Source organism: Actinopolymorpha sp. NPDC004070 (assembly GCF_040610475.1).
GTDB lineage: Bacteria > Actinomycetota > Actinomycetes > Propionibacteriales > Actinopolymorphaceae > Actinopolymorpha.
The window spans coordinates 38920-58241 of the sequence record NZ_JBEXMJ010000016.1 but is presented as its reverse complement, the minus strand read 5'-3'; the positions used below and the strand labels follow the sequence as shown (position 1 = coordinate 58241).

The following is a 19322-nucleotide window of genomic DNA, read 5'->3' as shown; positions in this document are numbered from 1 at the left end:
GTGAGCGATGGCGGTGAGGGCTTCGGCGACGACCACCTGGGTGGGGACCCGGGTGGTCGTGGGGTGCTGCCTGCCGGTTTCGCGGATTTGCCGGGTGGCCCGGAGTTGGCGGCGGCGATCGCCGCGGTGGACCTGGCGGCGTGTAACGGGTGGGAGTTGGAGGAGTACGTCAAGGGGACGCGGCGGATGGTTTGCTGGGCGGAGTCGGCCAGCCTGACGGGGGTGAACGAGCTGACCTACGCCGAGCCTGGTCTGCGTGATGAGCCGGCCGAGCGCAGTGACACCCCGGACCCGATGACGTCGGTGGTGCTGGAGCCGTTGCTGGGGTGGACCGGTTACCGGGCGGCTCAGTACGTGGGGATGGCCGCGGCGCTGCAACGGCTCCCACGGGTGGGTGAGGCGTTGGCGGGCGGGCAGTTGGAGCTCAACGAGGTCCGCATCATCGTGGACCGGGTCGCCGACGCCCAACCCGAGCTGTGGGGTCTCATCGAGGACGCCCTCTTCCCCAAGGTCCTGGAACTGCGCGGCGGACTACTTCGCGCCAAGGTGGAGGCCGAGGTGCTCAAGGCCGACCCCGAAGCCGCCGCCAAACGCCACCGCGAAGCCCGCACCGGGCGCAACGTCGCGATCTGGCCCGCCGTCGACGGCGTCGCCGACCTCGCCATCCGCGGACTGTCCGCGGACCAGGCCGCGGAGGCGTACGGCTACATCGACGCCATCGCCCGGGCCGTCAAGTCCAGCGGCGACCCCCGCAACCTCAGCCAGTTGCGCGCGGACGTGGCCTACTCCCTGCTCGCCGGCACCGCCGACATCACCGACTGCTCGGCCCCCAGGCAATCCGGCCAGCCGCAGGGTAAGACCAAGCAGAACCAGGCGGCGCAGAACCCGGCGGCACAGAACCAGGCGGCACAGGACCAGGCGGCACATGACGAGCCTGGGCAGGAGCAGTCTGAGCAGGACGAGTCTGAGCAGTGCACCGCGGAGGGTGAGCCGCCGCAGGAACGCCCCCACAGCGAGCAGGACGACCCCGAGCCGGTCGACCCCGAGACGGTCGACCCCGAGCCGGTCGACGGTGAGCAGTCGGCGAACGAGCAGGGCCAGAACGAGCAGGGCGAGAACGAGCAGGGCGGGCAGGGGCACTGTGGTGTTCACCGGTTCCCCGACCACGATCTGCACGACAGTTGGTGTGAGTGTGGCGACTGTTCTCCTGTGCCGGTCGCCACGTGCACGGTGTGCGGCGGCGCCGCGACGACCGGCGTTCCGGTCCATGACACCGCAGCTCACCTTGCCGCCGACCGCGGCTCGGCTGGGGAGAGCGCGACGGAGTGCGGCGACGTGGCCGGGGAGAACGTGGCCGGAAGCGGTGCAACCGGTGAGAGTGCGGCTTCTGCGACCGGGCTTTCGGCTGCGGGTCAGATCCCGCTGCAGAACCGGCCACCGGATGAGACGGCCGACCCGCCGGGTCCACCAGATCCACCCGACCCGCCACCGGACAACTCGACACCACCACCCTGGTCTTCCACGCAGCCAAGCTGGGGTGCCATCCGAACACGCGCCAAGATCCAGCTGAACGTGCCGTTGACCACGTTGATGGGACTGTCCGCGCAGCCCGCTGAACTTGGCGGGTTCGGACCGATCATCACCGAAGTGGCCGAGCGGCTGGTGGCGAACAATCTCACCAACCCCGAAGCCAGATTCAGTGTCGGTGTCACCCACCCGGTCACCGGACGCCTGTTGCATCTGCATCCGCTACCGGCGAGGTTCCTGCGCGGACTCCAAGCCGAGTTGGTGGCTGCCCGCGACCAGCGGTGCGTATGGACCACCTGCCGCAGGCCCGCCGCCACCTGCCACCTCGACCACAACACCGAATACCGGGACGGCGGGGAAACCGGCGTGGACAACATCGCACCCCTGTGCCCCCGCCACCACAAAGCCAAAACAGAACGCGACTGGAAACTGAAGCAGACCGGGCCTGCCGAACACACCCTCACCGACCCCTTCGGCCGCAGCTACAGCAGCCGGGCGCCCTCCCTCACCGACCCGGCGACACCCGCCGAGGCCGCAACGGCCACCGCCGGCGCCCGAACGGCCAAGGATGACCTGCCGCCGTTCTGAGGATCAACTACCACGAGCGAAACGGTAGGTTGACGCCCATGGAACCACCGGGCACGGCAGTCGGAGCAGGCATGACGGACGCCGGAAGGGTTCCCCGGCACTCCGGACGCGTGATCGTGGTGGACGACAATGAGCGGGTACTCCTCTTCGGTATGGACAACCCGGAGGGGCCGGGTCGGCAGTGGATCACTCCGGGCGGACGCCTCGAGCCCGGCGAATCCCCTCGCGACGCCGCGGTTCGCGAGCTCGCGGAGGAGACCGGGCTCGTCGTCACCGCGGATAAACTCGGCAGCCCGGTCGCGTACTTCGAGACGTCGTGGGACGCGCCGGACGGCGTCCAATACGAGGTACGGGACGACTTCTGGCTCCTCCGTACGACGTCGTTCACCCCGGACACCACAGGCATGGTCACCGGCGAGGAGGACGTGCTGACAACGCACCGCTGGTGGCCGATCGCGGAGCTGTCGCCCACACCGGAAGAAGTCTTTCTGCCCGTCGGGCTCGGTGATCTCACGGCAAACCTTCTCGGGAGCGGCGTCTCGAGCGAGCCCAGGCGGCTCACGGGCGGAGCGTGACGCCCCCGTGCGACGGTGCGTACGAACTCCTCCAGCTCCGCGTTGACGAGTGTGCCTCCGGCGCCGCGAGCCGTGTCAGCGTTTCCGGCACCCGAAGATCTGCCGGTGTTCGTTCCCGCCGCGGCGGCACCGATCGTCCCCGTCGAACCGATGACCACGCTTCACCCGCCCAGCACAGGCAGTCCGGAGGCCGTCCGGAGAGGCCGCCAGCGCACCGTCGGCCCGTACGCGCAGGACGGGGCATAGGCTGGCCGTCCTACTTCGTACGGTGGACGTGTGTCGCGGCAGCGTCGCCGACGAAACGTCGTGTCGACGGAAGGTGGCTTCATGAGGGCCAGCAGCGACCGCTTCACCGAACTCGGCCAGCAGCTACGCGTCGACTCGGTCCGTGCCTCGGCGGCGGCCGGGTCGGGACATCCGACCTCGTCGATGTCGGCGGCCGACCTGATGGCGGTACTGATCGACGGTGGTTACCTCGCCTGGAACGTCGACCACCTGAAGGACCCTGCGAACGATCACCTGATCTTCTCCAAGGGGCACGCGTCGCCGCTCTACTACTCGTTGCTGAAGGCCACCGGCATCATCGACGACGCCGAACTTCTCACGTTCCGCAAGCTCGGGAGCCGGCTGGAAGGCCACCCGACGCCGAACATCCCGCCGACGGACGTGGCGACCGGCTCGCTGGGACAGGGCCTCCCGATCGCCGTCGGCATCGCGCTGGCCGGACGACGACTCGACCGGCTGCCCTACCGTGTGTGGTGTCTGTGCGGCGACTCCGAGATGGCGGAGGGCTCCATCTGGGAGGCGTTCGAACACGCCGGTTTCAACGGACTGGACAACCTGACCGCGATCATCGACGTCAACCGGCTCGGCCAGACGCGGGAGACGATGGTCGGCTGGGATCTCGACAGCTACAAGGCCCGCGCCGAGGCGTTCGGCTGGCACGCGATCACCGTCGACGGTCACGACGTGAACGCCATCAAGGCCGCCTACGACGAGGCCCTCGCCACCACCGGGCGCCCGACCGTCATCATCGCCAAGACGAAGAAGGGCAAGGGCGTCAGGGCGGTCGAGGACCAGCCCGGCAAGCACGGCAAGCCGCTCGACGAGCCGGAGGCCGCCATCGAGGAGCTCGGCGGCGAACGCGACATCTCGGTGCGGCTGAGGCGGCCCGAGGATGCGAAGCCGCACGTCTTCGACACCTCCGGCGGGCACCTTCCGTCCTGGGACGTGGGCGAGAAGGTGGCGACGCGCCAGGCGTACGGAGAAGCCCTGGCGGCACTCGGCTCCATGCGGGGAGATGTCGTGGCGCTGGACGGCGAGGTCTCCAACTCCACCCACTCCGAGCTGTTCCGCGAGGCGCACAAGGACCGCTACTTCGAGATGTTCATCGCCGAGCAGCAGATGATCGCCGCGGCGGTCGGCATGCAGGTGCGCGGCTGGGTGCCGTACGCCTCGTCGTTCGCGGCGTTCTTCTCCCGGGCGTACGACTTCATACGCATGGCCGCGATCTCGCAGGCGAGCCTGCGGCTGTCCGGCTCGCACGCCGGCGTCTCGATCGGTGAGGACGGCCCGTCGCAGATGGCGCTGGAGGACATCGCGTCGTTCCGCGCGATCCACGGCTCGACCGTGCTGGCGCCCTCCGACGCCAACCAGACCGCCCGGCTCGTGGCGGCGATGGCCGACCGTGAGGGCATCTCGTTCCTCCGTACGTTGCGCGGCAAGACGACTGTGCGCACACCGGCCGACGAGCAGGTCAGGATCGGCGGCTCGCGCGCCGTCCGCGAGGGAAACTCGGTCGCGATCGTCGCGTGCGGTGTCACGGTCGACGAGGCGGTCGAAGCCGCGGAGATCCTTGCTGGGGAAGGCATCGAGGCACGCGTCGTCGACGCCTACTCCGTCAAGCCGATCGATGCCCCGGCGATCCAGGCCGCGGCCCGTGAGTGCGGCCGGATCTTCACGGTGGAGGACCACTGGGCCGAGGGCGGCCTCGGCGACGCCGTACTGGACGCACTTGCCGAGACCGACCAGAGCCCGCCGGTGCACAAGCTCGCGGTGCGGAAGATGCCGGGTTCGGGAACACCGGCGGAACTCCTGCACGAGGCCGGCATCGACGCGGACTGCATCGCCGACGCCGTACGAACCCACGTACGACCAACCGACCAAGAGGCCAAGTAGCCTTGTGGGTAAGGGTGTCGGGCCCGGAGCGTCGCTCGGTCTGATCGGCCGATGACCGTACGGACACTGACCGTCGAGAACCTCGACTGAGCCGTCGCCGAACTCGGCCGCCGGCGTGGGGCACTGGTGGAGAAGGCGTCCGGCGGCGTCGGCTACCGCACCGACACCGCCGTGCGGAGGTGGCGAAGTTCTGGTGGCTGCTGGAGCTGTCGCCCCACGGTGTCTCGGCCCGGAGCGTGGTGGACCAGCGTGAGGGCCCTCTGCCGGGGCTAGGCTGGCCGGTGACGGACGCCCGGCTTTGATCTCCGGAGGAACGCATGAGCGCATATCGGGTCGCGCAGGTCGCCGAAGCGGGTGGCACGTTCGAGCTGGTCGAGCGGGAGGTGCCGCGGCCCGGGCCGGGTCACGTGCGGATCGCCGTGCAGGCGTGCGGCGTCTGCCACAGCGACTCGATGTTCGTCAACGCGGGCGCGCCGGGCATCACGTTCCCCGTAGTCCCCGGGCACGAGATCGCCGGGCGGATCGAGGAGCTCGGCGACGGGGTCGAGGAGCGCGGCTGGCAGGCCGGTGACCGGGTGGCGGTCGGCTGGTTCGGCGGCAGCTGCGGCCACTGCCGATCCTGCCGGCGTGGCGACTTCATCGTGTGCGAGACGCTGAAGGTTCCCGGCTGGGCGTACGACGGCGGGTTCGGCGAGAAGGTCATCGCACCCGCCGACGCGCTGGCCCGGATCCCCGACGGACTGGACGCGAGCGACGCGGGACCGATGGCGTGCGCGGGCGTGACGACGTACAACGGCCTGCGGCGCAGCTCCGCCCGGCCCGGCGATCTGGTCGCCGTACTCGGGCTCGGCGGTCTCGGGCACCTCGGAGTGCAGTACGCCGCGGCGATGGGCTTCGAGACCGTCGGCATCGCCCGTGGACCGGAGAAGGCAGAGTTCGCCAAGCAACTCGGCGCCCACCACTACGTCGACAGCACCTCCGGCACCCCGGTCGCCGAGGCGCTGCAGGCCCTCGGTGGCGCCAAGGTCGTCCTGGCCACCGCCGGCAACTCCGCGGCCATCACCGCGACCGTCGACGGTCTGGCTCCTCGCGGGGAGCTGGTGGCCATCGGAGCCGACCCCGAGCCGCTGGGCATCAGCCCCCTGCAGCTTCTGATGAGCGCCCGCGTCATCCGGGGACATCCGTCGGGCACCTCGCAGGACGTCGAGGACACGATGGCGTTCAGCGTCCTGCACGGAATTCGCCCGATGACGGAGAAGCTGCCCCTGGACCGCGCAGGCGAGGCGTACGACAAGATGCTCGCCGGTAAGGCCCGTTTCCGGATGGTGCTCACGGCCGACTGACATCGCCGGTGGCTCCCGACGGGATTCGGGGATTTCCGGAACCTTCCGGGGATGGGCGGGGTGTCATCCCGGCCGTGGCGCGGCGACAGCGGCGTCGCCGCGCTCGGCACCACCCGCGCGGGGCGCCGGATCCTCCGGCCGTTGCGACTGACCGGCACCTCCGTGCCGGGGACGTCCGCCCGGATCCGCGGACCCCACCCCCACGGCTGCGAGTTCAGCGCTGCCGAAGAAGCGGCCGATTGCCGGCAGGTGTCGCCACGCTGGCCGACGCGATCCGCCGATCCTGACGTGCACCCCGGGCCGTCACCCGACAGCCAGGTGGGAACCGAAGAACGCGAGTGCCTCGGCGGCGACCGACTCGTGCACCGCTGCGTCCTGGTCGCCACCGTCGCCGTCCCCGAACGCGAAGTGGCCGACCTGCTCTCCCATCGACCTGCCGTCCGCGCCGGGAATCAGCCGGGCGTAACGACGGCCGTTGTGGTCGGGAGCCTCCACGTCGTCGGCGTCGCCCCAGCGCACCAGTACCGGCCGCCGGATGGCCGCCAGGCTCTCGTCGTCGAGGATGGGGCAGATCGCGGGCGCGAGCAGCACACCCGCTCCGAACCTGCGGTCCCGGAAGTCGGTCACGGCCCTCGCCGTCACGGCGTCCCGGCCGCCGTGTCTCGCCAGCAGGCCCGCGACCTCCGCGACGATGTCCGGTCGCCCCGGCGGGATCGGAAGCACCGCCTCCCCGGCGTACAACCGCTTCAGCTTTCCGCTGTCGATCCGCGCGCCGAGCACGGCCGCCGCGGCGTAGCCGCCGAGTGAGTAGCCGACAACGCCCACACTCGCGAGGCTTTCGGTCCGCTCGAGGTGGTCGACCACGACGGACAGGTCGGGTGCTCGCTCCCACCAGAACGACATCCCCTCGGGGAGGTTCTCGTCGTTGTGGTTCCCGTGGTGTCGGACGGCGGCGACCAGGAAACCCTTCGAGGACAGCGGCTCCGCCAGCCAGGCAAGGTCTTCCGGCGCCCCTCCCGAGCCGTGTGAGACGACGACCAGCGGGTGAGCTCGTCGCTGATCCGGCGTCGGTCGCCACAACAGAGTGCGTACCGGCCGCGGCCCGCCGCCCTGCCATGCCGTCCGCGTCGGGTCGAGAAGGTCAAGGACCTGCGGATCCGCCATGTCGCGAAGTTACTGCATTTCGCGAGCGTCCCGTACCGGTGTGCAGATCATGACCGCGACCAGCAACACGCAGGTGGCGGAGATCGCCGCCACCACTGCTGCCACACCAACCTCGGACGTCGCCAGCGGCAGAAGCAGGACGACGAGAACGCACCCTCACGGATCCGCCTCGTGGACTCCACCGGCGCATGCCCCGCTCCGTCACCTCGCCGCTCACGGTCGGTGTCAGACGTCGCCGCGAGGGCCTCACGACCGACGCGGTGCCCGGCGGTTGCTGCGCTGGGCGAGTTCGTCGTCGTCGACCAGTGTCAACATCGGCTTGCCCGGCTCGCACAGCATCGTGACGACGAACCGGACGGGAATGTCGTCGCGGTTGTTGCCGTCCTGGTAGTGGATGACGTCCCCGCCGGGCTCCCAGAACGTCTCGCCGGCGCGGACGACCCGCTCGGGCTCGCCTTCGAGCTCGAACACCATCTCGCCTTCCAGTACGTATCCGAACGCCGGTCCGCTGTGCCGGTGCGGCGGCGCACCGGGGTCACCGGGTGGGTACGCGACGACAACGGTCATCGCGTGCGCACCCGAAGGAACCGAAGGCGGCTCGACCTCCTGCAGCACGGTGAGCGCGGTCTTCCACGCATCGGACCTGGGCTTGGCCTGGACGTTGGACATCGGAACCGCCCTTCGTGGTTGGCTACTTCGCGGGCGCGTTCTGGGCAAGCCAGTCGCGGTAGTGGATCGTCCCGAGCGTTGCCCCCTCGTCCGGGACCAAGGTCCGCTCGCCAGGGACGCTCCCGAAGTACTTCGCCTGCGGGTCGGACACCACCTGTCGCGGGTCGCCCCAGGCAGCCAGGGCGTCCCGGAAGAACTCGTCCATCCGGAACTGCTCCGGCCCGCCGGTCTCCACCCGGCCGTTCAACGGCGCACCGACCGCCACCCGGGCGACCGCCCGCGCTACGTCGTCTCCTGCCATCGGCTGGAAGCGCACCGGCGCGATCCGCACCGTGTCGCCGTCGGTGGCCTCGTCGGCGATACCCCGGACGAACTCGAAGAACTGGGTCGCGTGCACGAGGGAGTACGGGATGCCGGACTTCTCGATGAGTTGTTCCTGGGTGATCTTCGCCGCGAAGTAGCCGTTCTCCGGCATCTGCTCCGTACCCACGACCGACAGCGCGACGTGGTGGCCCACACCGACGGTCGCCTCCGCCGCGAGCACGTTGCGGGTCGAGGTCTCGAAGAACTCCATGACGGCGGTGCGCTCGAACGACGGGGAGTTCGACACGTCGATCACCACCTGCGCCCCGGTCAGCACCTCGGCCAGCCCCTCGCCGGTCAGAGTGTTCACGCCGGTCTTCGGCGACGCCGGCACCGCCTCGTGTCCGTGGTCGCCGAGGCCGGCCACGAGTTTCGACCCGATCAGGCCGGTTCCTCCGATGACGACGACTTTCATGCCAAACCTCCTCGGTTTCCCGGGAGCAGCTCTTGCCCGCCGGTCACCAACCAGGACAGGGCAGCGGCCGCGGGCGTGACAGCCGGCACGAGAGTGACCGCCATCACCCAGCCAACGCCTGGGCTCACCCGAGGTCAAGGCCGGTCCCCGCGGGCCGAAGCCGGCCGGGACGGGCCGGGAAACTTCGAGAAGGGCGGGTCACCCGAAAGTGTCACCCAAAGGAAGAGGGGCTGCTCCCTCAGGAGCAGCCCCTCTTGGCAGGTGGCCTCGCGGTACGCCGGAGCTCAGCGCCTCGACTTCTTCTTGCCGGAAGACGTCTTCTTGGCACCCGACGTCTTCTTGGCGCCCGGCGTCCTCGTGCCGGCGCCGCGTCCCCCGGCCGTGCCGGCGTCCTCAGTGGCACCTTCCGGGACGGTGACGACCACGGGCCGCAGGCGGGCCCAGACGGCGAACGCCACGGCGAAGATCACCATCCCGACACCGGCCCACAGGTTGGCGTTCACGCCGCCGGTCTTGGCCTGGGCCGCGGCGTCGTCCGCGACCAGGCCCATGACGACCAGCACGACGCCGTAGAACCCGATCAGACCCGCGATCACGACACGGACGTCGAAGGCACCGGCCTTCGTCTTCTTGCTGTCTGCTTGCGCGCTGCCGCTCCGGCTCGCGCTGCGCTGACGGTCGTTCATGTGCCGATTCCCTTCCACCGAAGACCGATGCTCACCGGAAGACCACGTTGAGCGCGATGACGAGCACCAGGGAGACGCCCGCGAGCTTCACCGGTGCCTGGTACCAGGGCTGACGACCGGCGGCCGGGTCGGTGCGCTGTTCCTTGGGGGTCAGCGAGAGAACGAACCCGCGCAGCTCACTTTCCGGCTTGGGCTGGGTCACCAGGCTGACCAGGATGCTGACCACGATGTCCACGACGAACGCCGCTCCCGCGGACAGGAACGCCGCACCCTGGCCGGGCAGGCTGATCACGCCCAGTTCGTTAAGCCCCCACACGAAGACCGCGCCCAGCGTGCCGGACACCAGGCCGACCCAGCCGGCCGTCGCCGTCATCCGCTTCCACAGGATGCCGAGGATGAACGTGGCGAACAACGGGGCGTTGAAGAAGCCGAACAGCGTCTGGAGGTAGTTCATCAGGTTGTCGTACTGGGAGGCGATGAACGCGGTGCCGATCGCCAGGATCGTGGCACCGACCGTCGCCAGCCGGCCGACCTTGAGGTAGTAGCCGTCGGGGCGGTCCTTCTTGAAGTACTGCTGCCACAGGTCGTAGCTGAAGACCGTGTTGAACGCCGAGATGTTGGCAGCCATGCCGGCCATGAACGCCGCCAGCAGGCCGGTCAGCGCGATGCCCAGCAACCCGGTGGGTAGCACGTCACGCATCAGCAACAGGATCGAGTCGTTGTAGGTGACTCCCGAGGCCGCGTTGCCCGACTTCATCTTGATCACCTCGGGCACCAGCACACCGGCGATCATGCCCGGGATCACCACGACGAACGGGATGAACATCTTCGGGAAGGTGGCGATGATCGGCGCACTGCGCGCGGCCGACATCGAGTTGGTGGCCATCGCGCGCTGGACCTCGACGAAGTTGGTGGTCCAGTAGCCGAAGGAGAGCACGAAGCCCAGGCCGAACACGATGCCCACGACGGACAGGAAGGAGCTGCTGAACCCGGCGAGATCGTTGCCCGGCCAGGAGTTGAGCTGCTCGGCACCGCCACCCATCGCGGCGGTGATCTTCCTGGTGAGCCCGTCCACACCGCCGATGCGGTGCAGCCCGACCAGGGTCAGCGGCAGCAGCGCGGCGACGATGACGAAGAACTGCAGGACCTCGTTGTAGATGGCCGCGGACAGCCCGCCCAGGGTGATGTAGCTGAGCACGATCGCGGCGGCGAGGACCAGGGCCACCCACAGCGGCCAGCCGAGCAGACCGTGCACCACGGTGGCCAGCAGGAAGAGGTTGATGCCGGCGATGAGCACCTGGGCCAGGGCGAAGGTGAGCGCGTTGACCAGGTGGGCGCCCGTGCCGAAGCGGCGGCGCATGAACTCCGGAACGCTGCGTACCTTCGACCCATAGTAGAAGGGCATCATCACCACGCCGAGGAACAGCATGGCGGGAACGGCGCCGATCCAGTAGTAGTGCATGGTCGGCATGCCGTACTGCGCGCCGTTGGCCGACATGCCGATGATCTCCACGGCACCGAGGTTGGCCGAGATGAACGCGAGGCCGGTGATCCAGGCGGGCAGCGAACGGCCCGAGAGGAAGAAGTCGAGACTGCTGGAGACTCCGCGGCGCGCGGCGAGCCCGACCAGCAGGACAACGGCGAAGTAGATGAAGATCAACGCGTAGTCGACGAACCCGGCGCCGATCCTCAGTGAGTTGTCCACGGGTGTTCCTTTCTGGTCGGGCGGCCCGCCGACCCTACTCCGGTGTTGCAACAGGCGCTTGGGGCGCCTGGGCGGACTGTACGCCTCACAAGAGGAAACCCGCGACCGGTGGCCGGGCCGGAGCGCAAACCCTTGTCAGGTTCGGATGTCACGGCCGGGTGCCGTGCCGGCGGGCCGGTTCGCGCTTCGCCTCGACAACGTCGAGTAACCACTCGGTCACCGAGACCGTAGGAAACTCTGCGGGCCGCGGGACCGTGCTTTCCAACTGTGGACAGGGAAATCTCATTCCCGTTCGAGCAAGGGCCATGACGTCCGGTCGCGGCACGGCGACCGCGCGGGTGAGGGAGAAACCCCGGCTCGTCGGTGGCGACGTCGGCCAGCAGGTTGAGCACCGCCCAGCAGGTCACTGCTCCTTGCGAGGCGTCGCCGCCGCCAGCTCCCGGACACCCGGCTCGCCCGACTCGTGGCTCTCGAGCGGCTCGAGCTGCTCGGCCGGTTCGTGGATCTCGACGTACCCGCCGCTCGGCGTCCGCACGATCCGCCCCGTCTCGCGTCCGTGCAGACGGATCTCCCGGTCCTTTCGCTGCAGTCCGAGACAAATCCGACGAGTGACGTCGAACCCCACCACCGGGCCGAGCACGAGCATCACCTGCAGGAAGTACATGAGCCCCTCCACCGATCCGTGGAAGACGAGGGCGATCGTGTTCGCGCCCGCGGCGGCCCACAGCACGCCGTAGAAGACCATCCCGGCCACGCCGACGCCGGTACGAACCGGATGGTTGCGCGGGCGCTGGAGCAGACAGTGGTCCGCGCGGTCTCCGGTCACCCGCTGTTCGAGGTACGGATACGCGGCCAGGACCGCGAAGAACAACGTGCTGACGAGCAACGGCGCCAGGAGGGCGACCGACCAGGTGCGTCCCAGCCAGACGAACTCCCATCCCGGAGCGAGGCGAAGAGCTCCGTCGAGGAAGGCGAGATACCAGGTCGGGCTCGACCCGGCGGTCGCGCTGGCCGGGTCAGCCGGACCGTAGTGCCAGATCGGGTTGACAGTGAGCGTCGCGGCCATCGAGACGACCACACCGGCGACGACCAGGAACAGACCCGCGCTCCGGACCACGAACGTCGCGAGGTTCAGGCCCGGCCGTTCCCGTCCTGCGTACTGCACGGGCTTGCCGCGCAGCTCCACGATCGCCATCAGCACAAGGGTGATGACCAGTGCCGCGGGCAGAACCACCACGTGCAGGGGATAGAAGATCGCGTTCACCCCACCGTGCGAGCCGCCGAACAGCAACTGCGACAGCAGCCCACCGACGAACGGCGTCGCTGCCAGCACACCGTCCAGGACCGCCATGCTGCTTCCGGACAGCAGGTCGTCGGGCAACGCCGAGCCCGTCAGGCCACCCGCCATCGCCAGCAGCAGGACCGTGACGGCGAGCAGCCACGTCCACTGCCGTGGCCTTCGGACCGCGCCGGTGAAGAACAGCCGCAGCAGGTACGCCACGAGCGCGGCCGTCATCACCAGTGAGCTCCAGTGGTGCAGCTGGCGCATCAGCAGGCCGCCGCGTACCCCGACCGAAATGTCCAGGGTGGACGCGAACGCGCGCGACATCTCTACACCGGTGAGCGGTGCGTACGACCCGTCGTAGGTCACCCTCTCCGCCGACGGGTCGTAGAAGAACATCAGCACGACACCGCTGACCGTGACCAGGACGAAGCTGAAGACGGCGATCTGCGCGAGCAGAACGGACAAGTCGTCCGGAAAGGCCCTGGCCCGCATCCCGGCCGCGATCCGGCCTGTGCGCGGCTGATCCCAGATCCTGCGCAACCGGCGCATCGGGTGCCTCCCATCGCGATCGACGTTCGTCACCACCAGGACAGATCTCGCGGCCGGAACGTGACGCGCTGCGGGCTTTCGGGGCGGAGACCTTTCTCACATCGCTAGATCCGCTCCCACCGCCAGCCGCCGTTGTCCTCGCACCTGATGGCCTTCCCGTACGCGTCGACCCCGGTGGCGCCGTGGTCGGACTTCCGGCAGAACTGTCCCGGGTGGTAGCAGTTGCCGCTGTTGCTGCGCGGGTAGCAAGCCGGCTTGGGCGCGGGCGCCGGCCGCGGCTGTGTGGTCTTCGTTGGCCGCGGGGGCGCCTTCGGTCGTACCGGCACGGGCTTCGGCGCCGGCTTCGGTGCCGCCTTTGCCCGCGGAACCGTCCGATGGACGCTTGCCTGCGCGGTGACCGTGACCGTCGGAGTGGGCTCCGGCGTCATCGTCACGTGATAGTGGGCGCGGCCTCCGGCGTCGCCGTCACGGTAACCGTCGGCACGGGCTTGGGCGTGTCGGCTGCAGTCGTTCCCGGCTCGTCCGATCCGGCCGCACACGACGCGAGTGCGACGCCCAGTACCAGGCCGCCGACCGCCACCGCGGCCCGGCCGGCCCTCCCGCGACGCCACCTCCCGCCGGAACGGGCCGATGCGGAAGCACACTGCAGGTGTCGATCGGTCATACCTGAATCCCCCAAGGTTTCCCGTCGGCGCCGAAACCCTGTCGGCACCCGGGAGCACGGGAGCCGTCCCCAAGCGGCTCCTTCCGGCGGTCAAACGCCCCAGGTCATCCCCCGGTTGCAGGGTCCGAGAAATCGGTGGCCGGTGCGTCGACCGGCCCGAGGGTCACGCGCAGGTGGAACTCACCGCGACCACTCCACCAGCGCCGGGGTCGTGAGCAGGCCGGAGTGCAGATCGTCGCCGGCCCGGTCCAGTTCCTGCATGGCGAACCGCCGGCCGTAGCGCCGCTCGCTGTCGGCGGCCAGCCGGTGGATCTCGGTCTCCTCCGTCAGCGCGTTCGCGGCCGTGTTGCTGACGACCAGCCGCAGGGTGTTGTCACCGGCACGCACCAGGTGGGTGATCTCGATGCGGTAGGGCGCCGACCACACCGCGCCCGCGTCCGAGCCGTTGACGTAGACCCGGACCACCTCGCCCACCGGCGGGCGTACCAGCGCCCGGAAGGACCGCAGCGTCCGCGGCCGGTCCTCGGTGATCGGCCGCGGGTCGCCGAAGTCGAGGAACAGCCGGCGGTCGCCCACCGAGTCCAGGTGGACGTGCGTTTCGTACTCCCCCTGACCGGAATACCCACGACGCGTGTCCTCCCACCGGTGCGGCAGCTCGACCGCTTCGCCGCCGAAGGTGAAACCGGTGAGCGGTCGCCGGCCGGCCTCGGCCCCGGGCGTCCGTGCCTGGACCGGCCCGTCGAACGTGACGATCACGGTCGCCTCGTACGCGTCCAGGGCGAGGTCGACGGTCGGTCCGCTGCCTGACCGGACGACCGAACCGTTTCTCGCATCCCACTGTTCGTACGACGACCGACGGGTGCGGGGCGTGAAAGTCGTTACCTGGCGAGTGTTCGCGGTGTTGGCGGCGAAGTAGATGTCGATGTCGCCCAGCCGCCGATGGGTCACCCCGATCGCGTCCGACCCCACCTCGACGTCCGGCGCCGGTATGCCGGGCAGGTTGCACAGATCGGTCAGGTCGGGAGGTGTCAGCACGGACTCCAGTCCCAGTTGGGCTATCGCCTCGTCGTCGACCAGGTCGAAGTCCCAGCCTCCCGTACGTATTCGGCGTACGACGTCACCCAGCTTTGCCGCCGTCGCCTTCCACAGGTCGAGCTGGGGATAGACGTCGTCGAAGGACACGTGCAGCTTCACGTCCGCCACCGGTTCGCCCTGCCGCAGCAACCAGCACAGCCGCTGGAGGTACGCCGTGAGTTCGGGCGCGGCATCGTCCCACCACGGGTTCCGATCGTCGAGGGCGCCGGCGGCGTAGAAGAACCAGCCGAGCCCGGGCGCGCCGGTCGGTGTGTACGGCAGACCGTGACCGACCAGCTGGTTCACTCCGCACAGGAAGTGCTCGTGCGCCTCTGCCTGCAGGTCCAGCGGCGTGGCACGAAACGACGGTGAGTGGACCCACGTCCACACCTCGGAGGAGACGATCTTCTGCCCGTAGAGGTGGGCGGCCGACGACGCCCACCTCGTCTGCGGAAGGCCGCTCCAGCCCCAGCCCTCCCCCTCGGCGACGTCGGCGTACCGGTAGCTGCTGACCGACGCCGGCGGCACTCCGTAACTTTGGATGCGGAACGGAACTCCCCGCCCGCGCGCCCAGTCACCGAAGACCGCGACGAAGTTCTCCTGGTACAGCTCTGACAGCGTGCGCAGGAAGTCGGCGCGGAAGGCGCGGAAGTCACCGATGTCGAACCGCAGCAGGGGAAGCAACGGCAGTGGGTCGTACCCTCGCCGTTTCCCGAACTCCGCCAGCACCTCCGGAGTCCAGTCGGAGCTGTAGACCTCGAGGCTGTCGCAGAAGACCGAGCCGACGGGCGCGGGCGCAACGGCGTCCAGCAGCGGCTCGGCGACGCCGCGGATGTGGGCCAGGGTCGCCGCGGTCGAGTAGTGGTCGAGCACCGGTCCCTCGGCGCCGGCCGCGGCCCGCTTGACGTTCTGGCCGGTCGGGCGGGACGTGGCGACCAGCAGCGTGCGGGGCCCGATCCCGTCAGGCACGTCCAACGTGTCGAGCAGGGTGTACGCCTCGGTTCGGTCGTGGACCGATCCGGCGAACAGGTACGCCGCGACGAACTCGTCGCCCGGCATCACCGGCACCCGCGAGGGGCCCGGTGTCAGCTCGCGGAGCTCCCAGTGCAACCTCCGGGCGGCGAGGTCCGGCGTGATGTCCGGGCCGCCGAACGACCAGCCGCTGCCCAGCGTGAGGTCGAACCGCAGGCCCAGTTCCTGGCAGCGCAGCCCGGCATGGCGAAGCAACTCGTGGAAGTGCGGCGAACCGAAGTCAGACGTGGCGGGCGCGAGCGGATAGACGTAGGCCACCTCGACACCGCCGAACCCGGCCGCCGCCACCGTCTGGAGCTGTCGGTCCAGCGAGGCCTCGTCGACGGCCGGTCCGAACCACCACCAGCGCAACATCGGGCGCGCGTCCTCTGGCGGCTCGGCGAACGTCCGTCGCAACTCCTCCAGCAGCATGGCGACCAACCCTATGCGGCCCTGATCGACCGCGGCCCGTCCGGTCAGGCGCGCCACCAGTCGTCGAGGGGGGTGACCGGGACAGTTCGCTTGTGCCGGGTCGCGAGGTAGACCGACTCCAGCCGTGCCGCCACCTCCGGAGTGACGTCGGCGCCTTCCAGGTAGTCGTCGATCTCGGCGTACGTCAGACCGAGCGCCACCTCGTCCGGCAGGGCCGGACGGTCGTCCTCCAGGTCGGCGGTGGGCACCTTCTTCCACACGCTCGCCGGCGCGCCCAGCTCCTGCAGCAGCGCGGCGCCCTGACGCTTGGTCAGCCCCGTCAGTGGGGTCAGGTCGACTCCGCCGTCGCCGTACTTGGTGAAGAAGCCGGTGACCGCCTCGGCGGCGTGGTCGGTGCCTACGACGAGGAGGTTCAGCTGCCCGGCGACGGAGTACTGGATGACCATGCGCTCGCGGGCCTTGATGTTGCCGCGTACGAAGTCACGCAGCCCCGCCTCGGCACCCGGCAGCTCGCCCAGGCCCTTCGCAGACTCGGCGGAGACGGCGTCCGCGCCGGGCTTGACGTTGACGGTGATCGAGTGGTCGGGCTGGACGAACTTCAGCGCGACCTGCGCGTCGTCCTCGTCGGCCTGCACGCCGTACGGCAACCGCACCGCGACGAACGTCGCGTCGCGTCCCTCGGCACGCAGTTCCTCACAGGCGAGCTGGCACAGCCTGCCTGCGAGGGTGCTGTCCTGTCCACCGCTGATCCCCAGGACGTATCCCCTGGCCGGAACCGACCGGAGGTAGTCCTTGAGGAAGTCGACGCGTCGCCGGATCTCGGCCTCGGGTGTGATGGTTGCCCGGACGCCGAGCTCGACGCGGATCTGATCACGTAGGTTCGCCACCCGCACAATGTAGCGGCCGGGGAATCGGCGGGATCCGAGCGCTCGGGCGGCTGCCGAGCCTCCCCCAGCCCGTCGGGCCTCACTCGGCGGCGGTGTCGCGCTGGTACCAGCTGCCCTGCTTGCCACCGATACTGGCCGGATCGGCCGGGCCGACCTCTGCGAAGCCGGCCTTCCGCAGCACCTTCTGCGAGGCCACGTTGGCGTCGGCCGCCGCGGCCCGGATGACGCGGATCCCGTGCTCGCAGGCCGCGACGCGGCACAGCTCCAGCACCGTCGCGGTCGCCACGCCACGGCCGGCGGCACGCTCGGCGACCCGGTAGCCCAGCTCCGCCACGCCGTTCCCGGTGAACTCGAGGTTGAACCGGCCGAGCACCGACCCGTCGTCGGCGACCAGGACGTAGAACGCCCCGGCTCCCGCGTCCTGATCCGTCAGCAGGTCCCGGAGCCGGTCGGCGAAGTGCTCGAAGTAGTCGTCGCCGCGGTCGGAGACGAAGCCGGCGAAGTATGACCGGTTCGCCGTCTCGAAGGACAGGATCGCCGACGCATGGTCGGGCCGAAGCAGTTGCAGTTCGGGCACGACCGAAGTAAACATCGACGCAGTCGGCCCTGGCCAGGCAATAACCCGGCCACTCGGCGCGGACCTCGGCGCGCCTCTGCATGCCCAGGTGCTGGCCGCGGACCTGCTCGCTCGCCCTCTGCCGCACCAGCGGTGGAAGCAGGTGGCCGACAACCACGACGTGCTGGTCCGGGAGCTGCGCACCCGCCTTCCGACGTGGCGGATCGATCCGGTCGACGGCGGCCTCAACCTGTGGTGCCACCTGACCGCCCGAAACTCCGAACAACTGGTGAGAGCGGCGGGCAGCCGAGGTCTCCTCCTGGCCTCCGGGCATGTCTTCTCGCCCAACGGGCACGGCTGGGGAGCCCGCTTGCGGCTGCCGTTCACCGCGCGCTCCGACGACCTCGTCCGGGCAGCCGGAATCCTCGCGGAGGTCGCGGGCGAGCACCCCTGACATCGGCGACAACGCTCGACTGCCAGGCACGAATCCCGACGCCTCGGACCGTCAGTGGCCTTGAACAGCCGTCGGCCCCGGCCAGGCGCTGAGCCCGGCCGGGGCCGACGAGAGGGGGATTCAGCAGCTAGAGCTGGACTTCCTTGCCCTGGGCGGCGGAGGTGTAGACGCCGTCCAGGATCTTCATCATCTCCGCGCCCTGCCAGGCCGGCGCGATGCTCTCGGCCTCACCCAGGCAGGCGGCGACGAAGTTCCCGATCTCGTTGCCGAACCCGTCGTCGAGATCGAAGGACTCGAACCCGATCTGCGGCGTCACCTTCAGCAGCGTCTCGTGCTTCTCCGAGGCGATCTGCAGCTTCGGCTCCAGGTCCGCACCACCCTTGTCGCCGTACACCGAGACGTTGAGCGAGTCGCTCGTCGCGTGCAGCGAGAACGACGTGTCCATGATCAGCGAGGCGCCGTTGTCGAACCTGATCAGCGCGTTGGCCATATCCTCGACGTCGTTCTTCGTCGGGTCGTAGTCGGCCACCTGGTAGCGCGGCAGGGTGGTGATGTTGGACCGGTTGCCCAGCTTCTCGTAGGTGTTCGCGCTGACCGACGTCACCCGCGGCGTCCCCATGAGATACCAGCACAGGTCGATCACGTGCACCCCGATGTCGATCAGCGGGCCGCCACCGGAGATCGACTTGTTCGCGAACCACCCGCCGGGGTTGCCCATCCGGCGGATGCAGCTGGCCTTGGCGTAGTAGATGTCACCGAGGTCGCCGGCGTCGATGAACGACTTCAGCACCCGGCAGTTCGCCGAGTGCCGGCGGACGAAGCCCACCTGGACGACGCGGTCGTGCGCGTTCACGACGTCCTCGAGTTGCTGCGCCTCGGCGTAGGTGCGGCACATCGGCTTCTCGACCAGCACGTGCTTGCCGGCCTGCACCGCGGCGATCGCGAGCTCGGCGTGGGTGTTGTTCCAGGTGCAGATGCTCACCGCGTCGACGTCGGGGTCGGCGAACAACTCGGCCGCGTCGCTGTAGGCCCTGGCGGCACCCCACTGCTTGGCCACCGAGTTGGCCCGCTCGGCGTTGATGTCGGCGACGGCGACGAGCTCGGCGCGCGGGTTGTTCTGGTACGCCTTGAGGTGCAAGGCGGCGATGCTACCGACGCCGACGACGCCGATTCTTACCTTCTGCATGATTCTCCTTG

At 69.5% G+C, this 19322-nt stretch carries 15 protein-coding genes; 5 read left to right on the top strand and 10 right to left on the bottom strand.

Features of this window, described 5'->3' with window-relative positions; translation table 11 throughout:
- The 4 genes from ABZV93_RS25255 (at position 1) to ABZV93_RS25240 (ending at position 6211) form a co-directional block, all read left to right on the top strand.
- Positions 1-2115 (top strand): DUF222 domain-containing protein, encoded by a 2115-nt coding sequence (locus ABZV93_RS25255; protein WP_354940534.1) that lies wholly within the window; start codon positions 1-3, stop codon positions 2113-2115.
- A 71-nt stretch (positions 2116-2186) separates the two neighbouring features.
- On the top strand, positions 2187-2690 hold the full coding sequence (locus ABZV93_RS25250; protein WP_354940532.1) for an NUDIX domain-containing protein: 504 nt from the start codon (positions 2187-2189) through the stop codon (positions 2688-2690).
- A 327-nt stretch (positions 2691-3017) separates the two neighbouring features.
- Positions 3018-4868, top strand: coding sequence for a transketolase (locus ABZV93_RS25245; protein WP_354940529.1), 1851 nt, complete (start codon positions 3018-3020; stop codon positions 4866-4868).
- Positions 4869-5185: 317 nt separating this feature from the next.
- The gene (locus tag ABZV93_RS25240) at positions 5186-6211 is read left to right on the top strand and encodes an alcohol dehydrogenase (RefSeq protein WP_354940527.1); all 1026 of its coding nucleotides are present in this window, start codon (positions 5186-5188) and stop codon (positions 6209-6211) included.
- A gap of 303 nt (positions 6212-6514) precedes the next feature.
- On the opposite strand, the gene ABZV93_RS25235 is transcribed toward ABZV93_RS25240, so the two are convergent.
- The 9 genes from ABZV93_RS25235 to ABZV93_RS25195 form a co-directional block, all read right to left on the bottom strand.
- Positions 6515-7375 carry a hypothetical protein gene (locus tag ABZV93_RS25235; RefSeq protein ID WP_354940524.1) on the bottom strand — a complete coding sequence of 287 codons (861 nt, stop codon included), beginning with the start codon at positions 7373-7375 and terminating at the stop codon, positions 6515-6517.
- Positions 7376-7621: 246 nt separating this feature from the next.
- Entirely contained in the window at positions 7622-8044 is a 423-nt protein-coding gene (locus tag ABZV93_RS25230; protein ID WP_354940521.1) for a cupin domain-containing protein, read from the bottom strand.
- Between the two features lie 22 nt (positions 8045-8066).
- Complete coding sequence (locus ABZV93_RS25225; RefSeq protein WP_354940518.1) at positions 8067-8822, bottom strand: SDR family oxidoreductase; 756 nt, start codon at positions 8820-8822, stop codon at positions 8067-8069.
- A gap of 284 nt (positions 8823-9106) precedes the next feature.
- Positions 9107-9508 carry a hypothetical protein gene (locus ABZV93_RS25220; protein WP_354940515.1) on the bottom strand — a complete coding sequence of 134 codons (402 nt, stop codon included), beginning with the start codon at positions 9506-9508 and terminating at the stop codon, positions 9107-9109.
- Between the two features lie 31 nt (positions 9509-9539).
- Positions 9540-11213 (bottom strand): sodium:solute symporter family protein, encoded by a 1674-nt coding sequence (locus ABZV93_RS25215; protein WP_354940512.1) that lies wholly within the window; start codon positions 11211-11213, stop codon positions 9540-9542.
- Positions 11214-11616: 403 nt separating this feature from the next.
- Positions 11617-13047, bottom strand: coding sequence for a cytochrome b N-terminal domain-containing protein (locus ABZV93_RS25210; protein ID WP_354940509.1), 1431 nt, complete (start codon positions 13045-13047; stop codon positions 11617-11619).
- An 844-nt stretch (positions 13048-13891) separates the two neighbouring features.
- The gene (locus ABZV93_RS25205) at positions 13892-16228 is read right to left on the bottom strand and encodes a glycosyl hydrolase (RefSeq protein WP_354940506.1); all 2337 of its coding nucleotides are present in this window, start codon (positions 16226-16228) and stop codon (positions 13892-13894) included.
- A 44-nt stretch (positions 16229-16272) separates the two neighbouring features.
- Positions 16273-17115 carry an ammonia-dependent NAD(+) synthetase gene (gene nadE, locus ABZV93_RS25200; protein ID WP_354940503.1) on the bottom strand — a complete coding sequence of 281 codons (843 nt, stop codon included), beginning with the start codon at positions 17113-17115 and terminating at the stop codon, positions 16273-16275.
- A gap of 79 nt (positions 17116-17194) precedes the next feature.
- Positions 17195-17692 (bottom strand): GNAT family N-acetyltransferase, encoded by a 498-nt coding sequence (locus ABZV93_RS25195; protein ID WP_354940500.1) that lies wholly within the window; start codon positions 17690-17692, stop codon positions 17195-17197.
- An 88-nt stretch (positions 17693-17780) separates the two neighbouring features.
- Here ABZV93_RS25195 and ABZV93_RS25190 point away from each other — a divergent pair, with 88 nt between their 5' ends.
- A complete protein-coding gene (locus ABZV93_RS25190; RefSeq protein ID WP_354940497.1) occupies positions 17781-18125 on the top strand; it encodes a hypothetical protein in 345 nt (114 codons plus the stop codon).
- Positions 18126-18252: 127 nt separating this feature from the next.
- On the opposite strand, the gene ABZV93_RS25185 is transcribed toward ABZV93_RS25190, so the two are convergent.
- Complete coding sequence (locus ABZV93_RS25185; RefSeq protein ID WP_354940494.1) at positions 18253-19311, bottom strand: Gfo/Idh/MocA family oxidoreductase; 1059 nt, start codon at positions 19309-19311, stop codon at positions 18253-18255.
- Positions 19312-19322: the final 11 nt, after the last annotated feature.

Coding starts and splice junctions, on each gene's coding strand:
- ABZV93_RS25250 (WP_354940532.1), top strand. CDS start 2,187: ATGACGGACGCCGGAAGGGTTCCCCGGCACTCCGGACGCGTGATCGTG.
- ABZV93_RS25245 (WP_354940529.1), top strand. CDS start 3,018: ATGAGGGCCAGCAGCGACCGCTTCACCGAACTCGGCCAGCAGCTACGC.
- ABZV93_RS25240 (WP_354940527.1), top strand. CDS start 5,186: ATGAGCGCATATCGGGTCGCGCAGGTCGCCGAAGCGGGTGGCACGTTC.
- ABZV93_RS25235 (WP_354940524.1), bottom strand. CDS start 7,375: ATGGCGGATCCGCAGGTCCTTGACCTTCTCGACCCGACGCGGACGGCA.
- ABZV93_RS25230 (WP_354940521.1), bottom strand. CDS start 8,044: ATGTCCAACGTCCAGGCCAAGCCCAGGTCCGATGCGTGGAAGACCGCG.
- ABZV93_RS25225 (WP_354940518.1), bottom strand. CDS start 8,822: ATGAAAGTCGTCGTCATCGGAGGAACCGGCCTGATCGGGTCGAAACTC.
- ABZV93_RS25220 (WP_354940515.1), bottom strand. CDS start 9,508: ATGAACGACCGTCAGCGCAGCGCGAGCCGGAGCGGCAGCGCGCAAGCA.
- ABZV93_RS25210 (WP_354940509.1), bottom strand. CDS start 13,047: ATGCGCCGGTTGCGCAGGATCTGGGATCAGCCGCGCACAGGCCGGATC.
- ABZV93_RS25205 (WP_354940506.1), bottom strand. CDS start 16,228: ATGCTGCTGGAGGAGTTGCGACGGACGTTCGCCGAGCCGCCAGAGGAC.
- ABZV93_RS25185 (WP_354940494.1), bottom strand. CDS start 19,311: ATGCAGAAGGTAAGAATCGGCGTCGTCGGCGTCGGTAGCATCGCCGCC.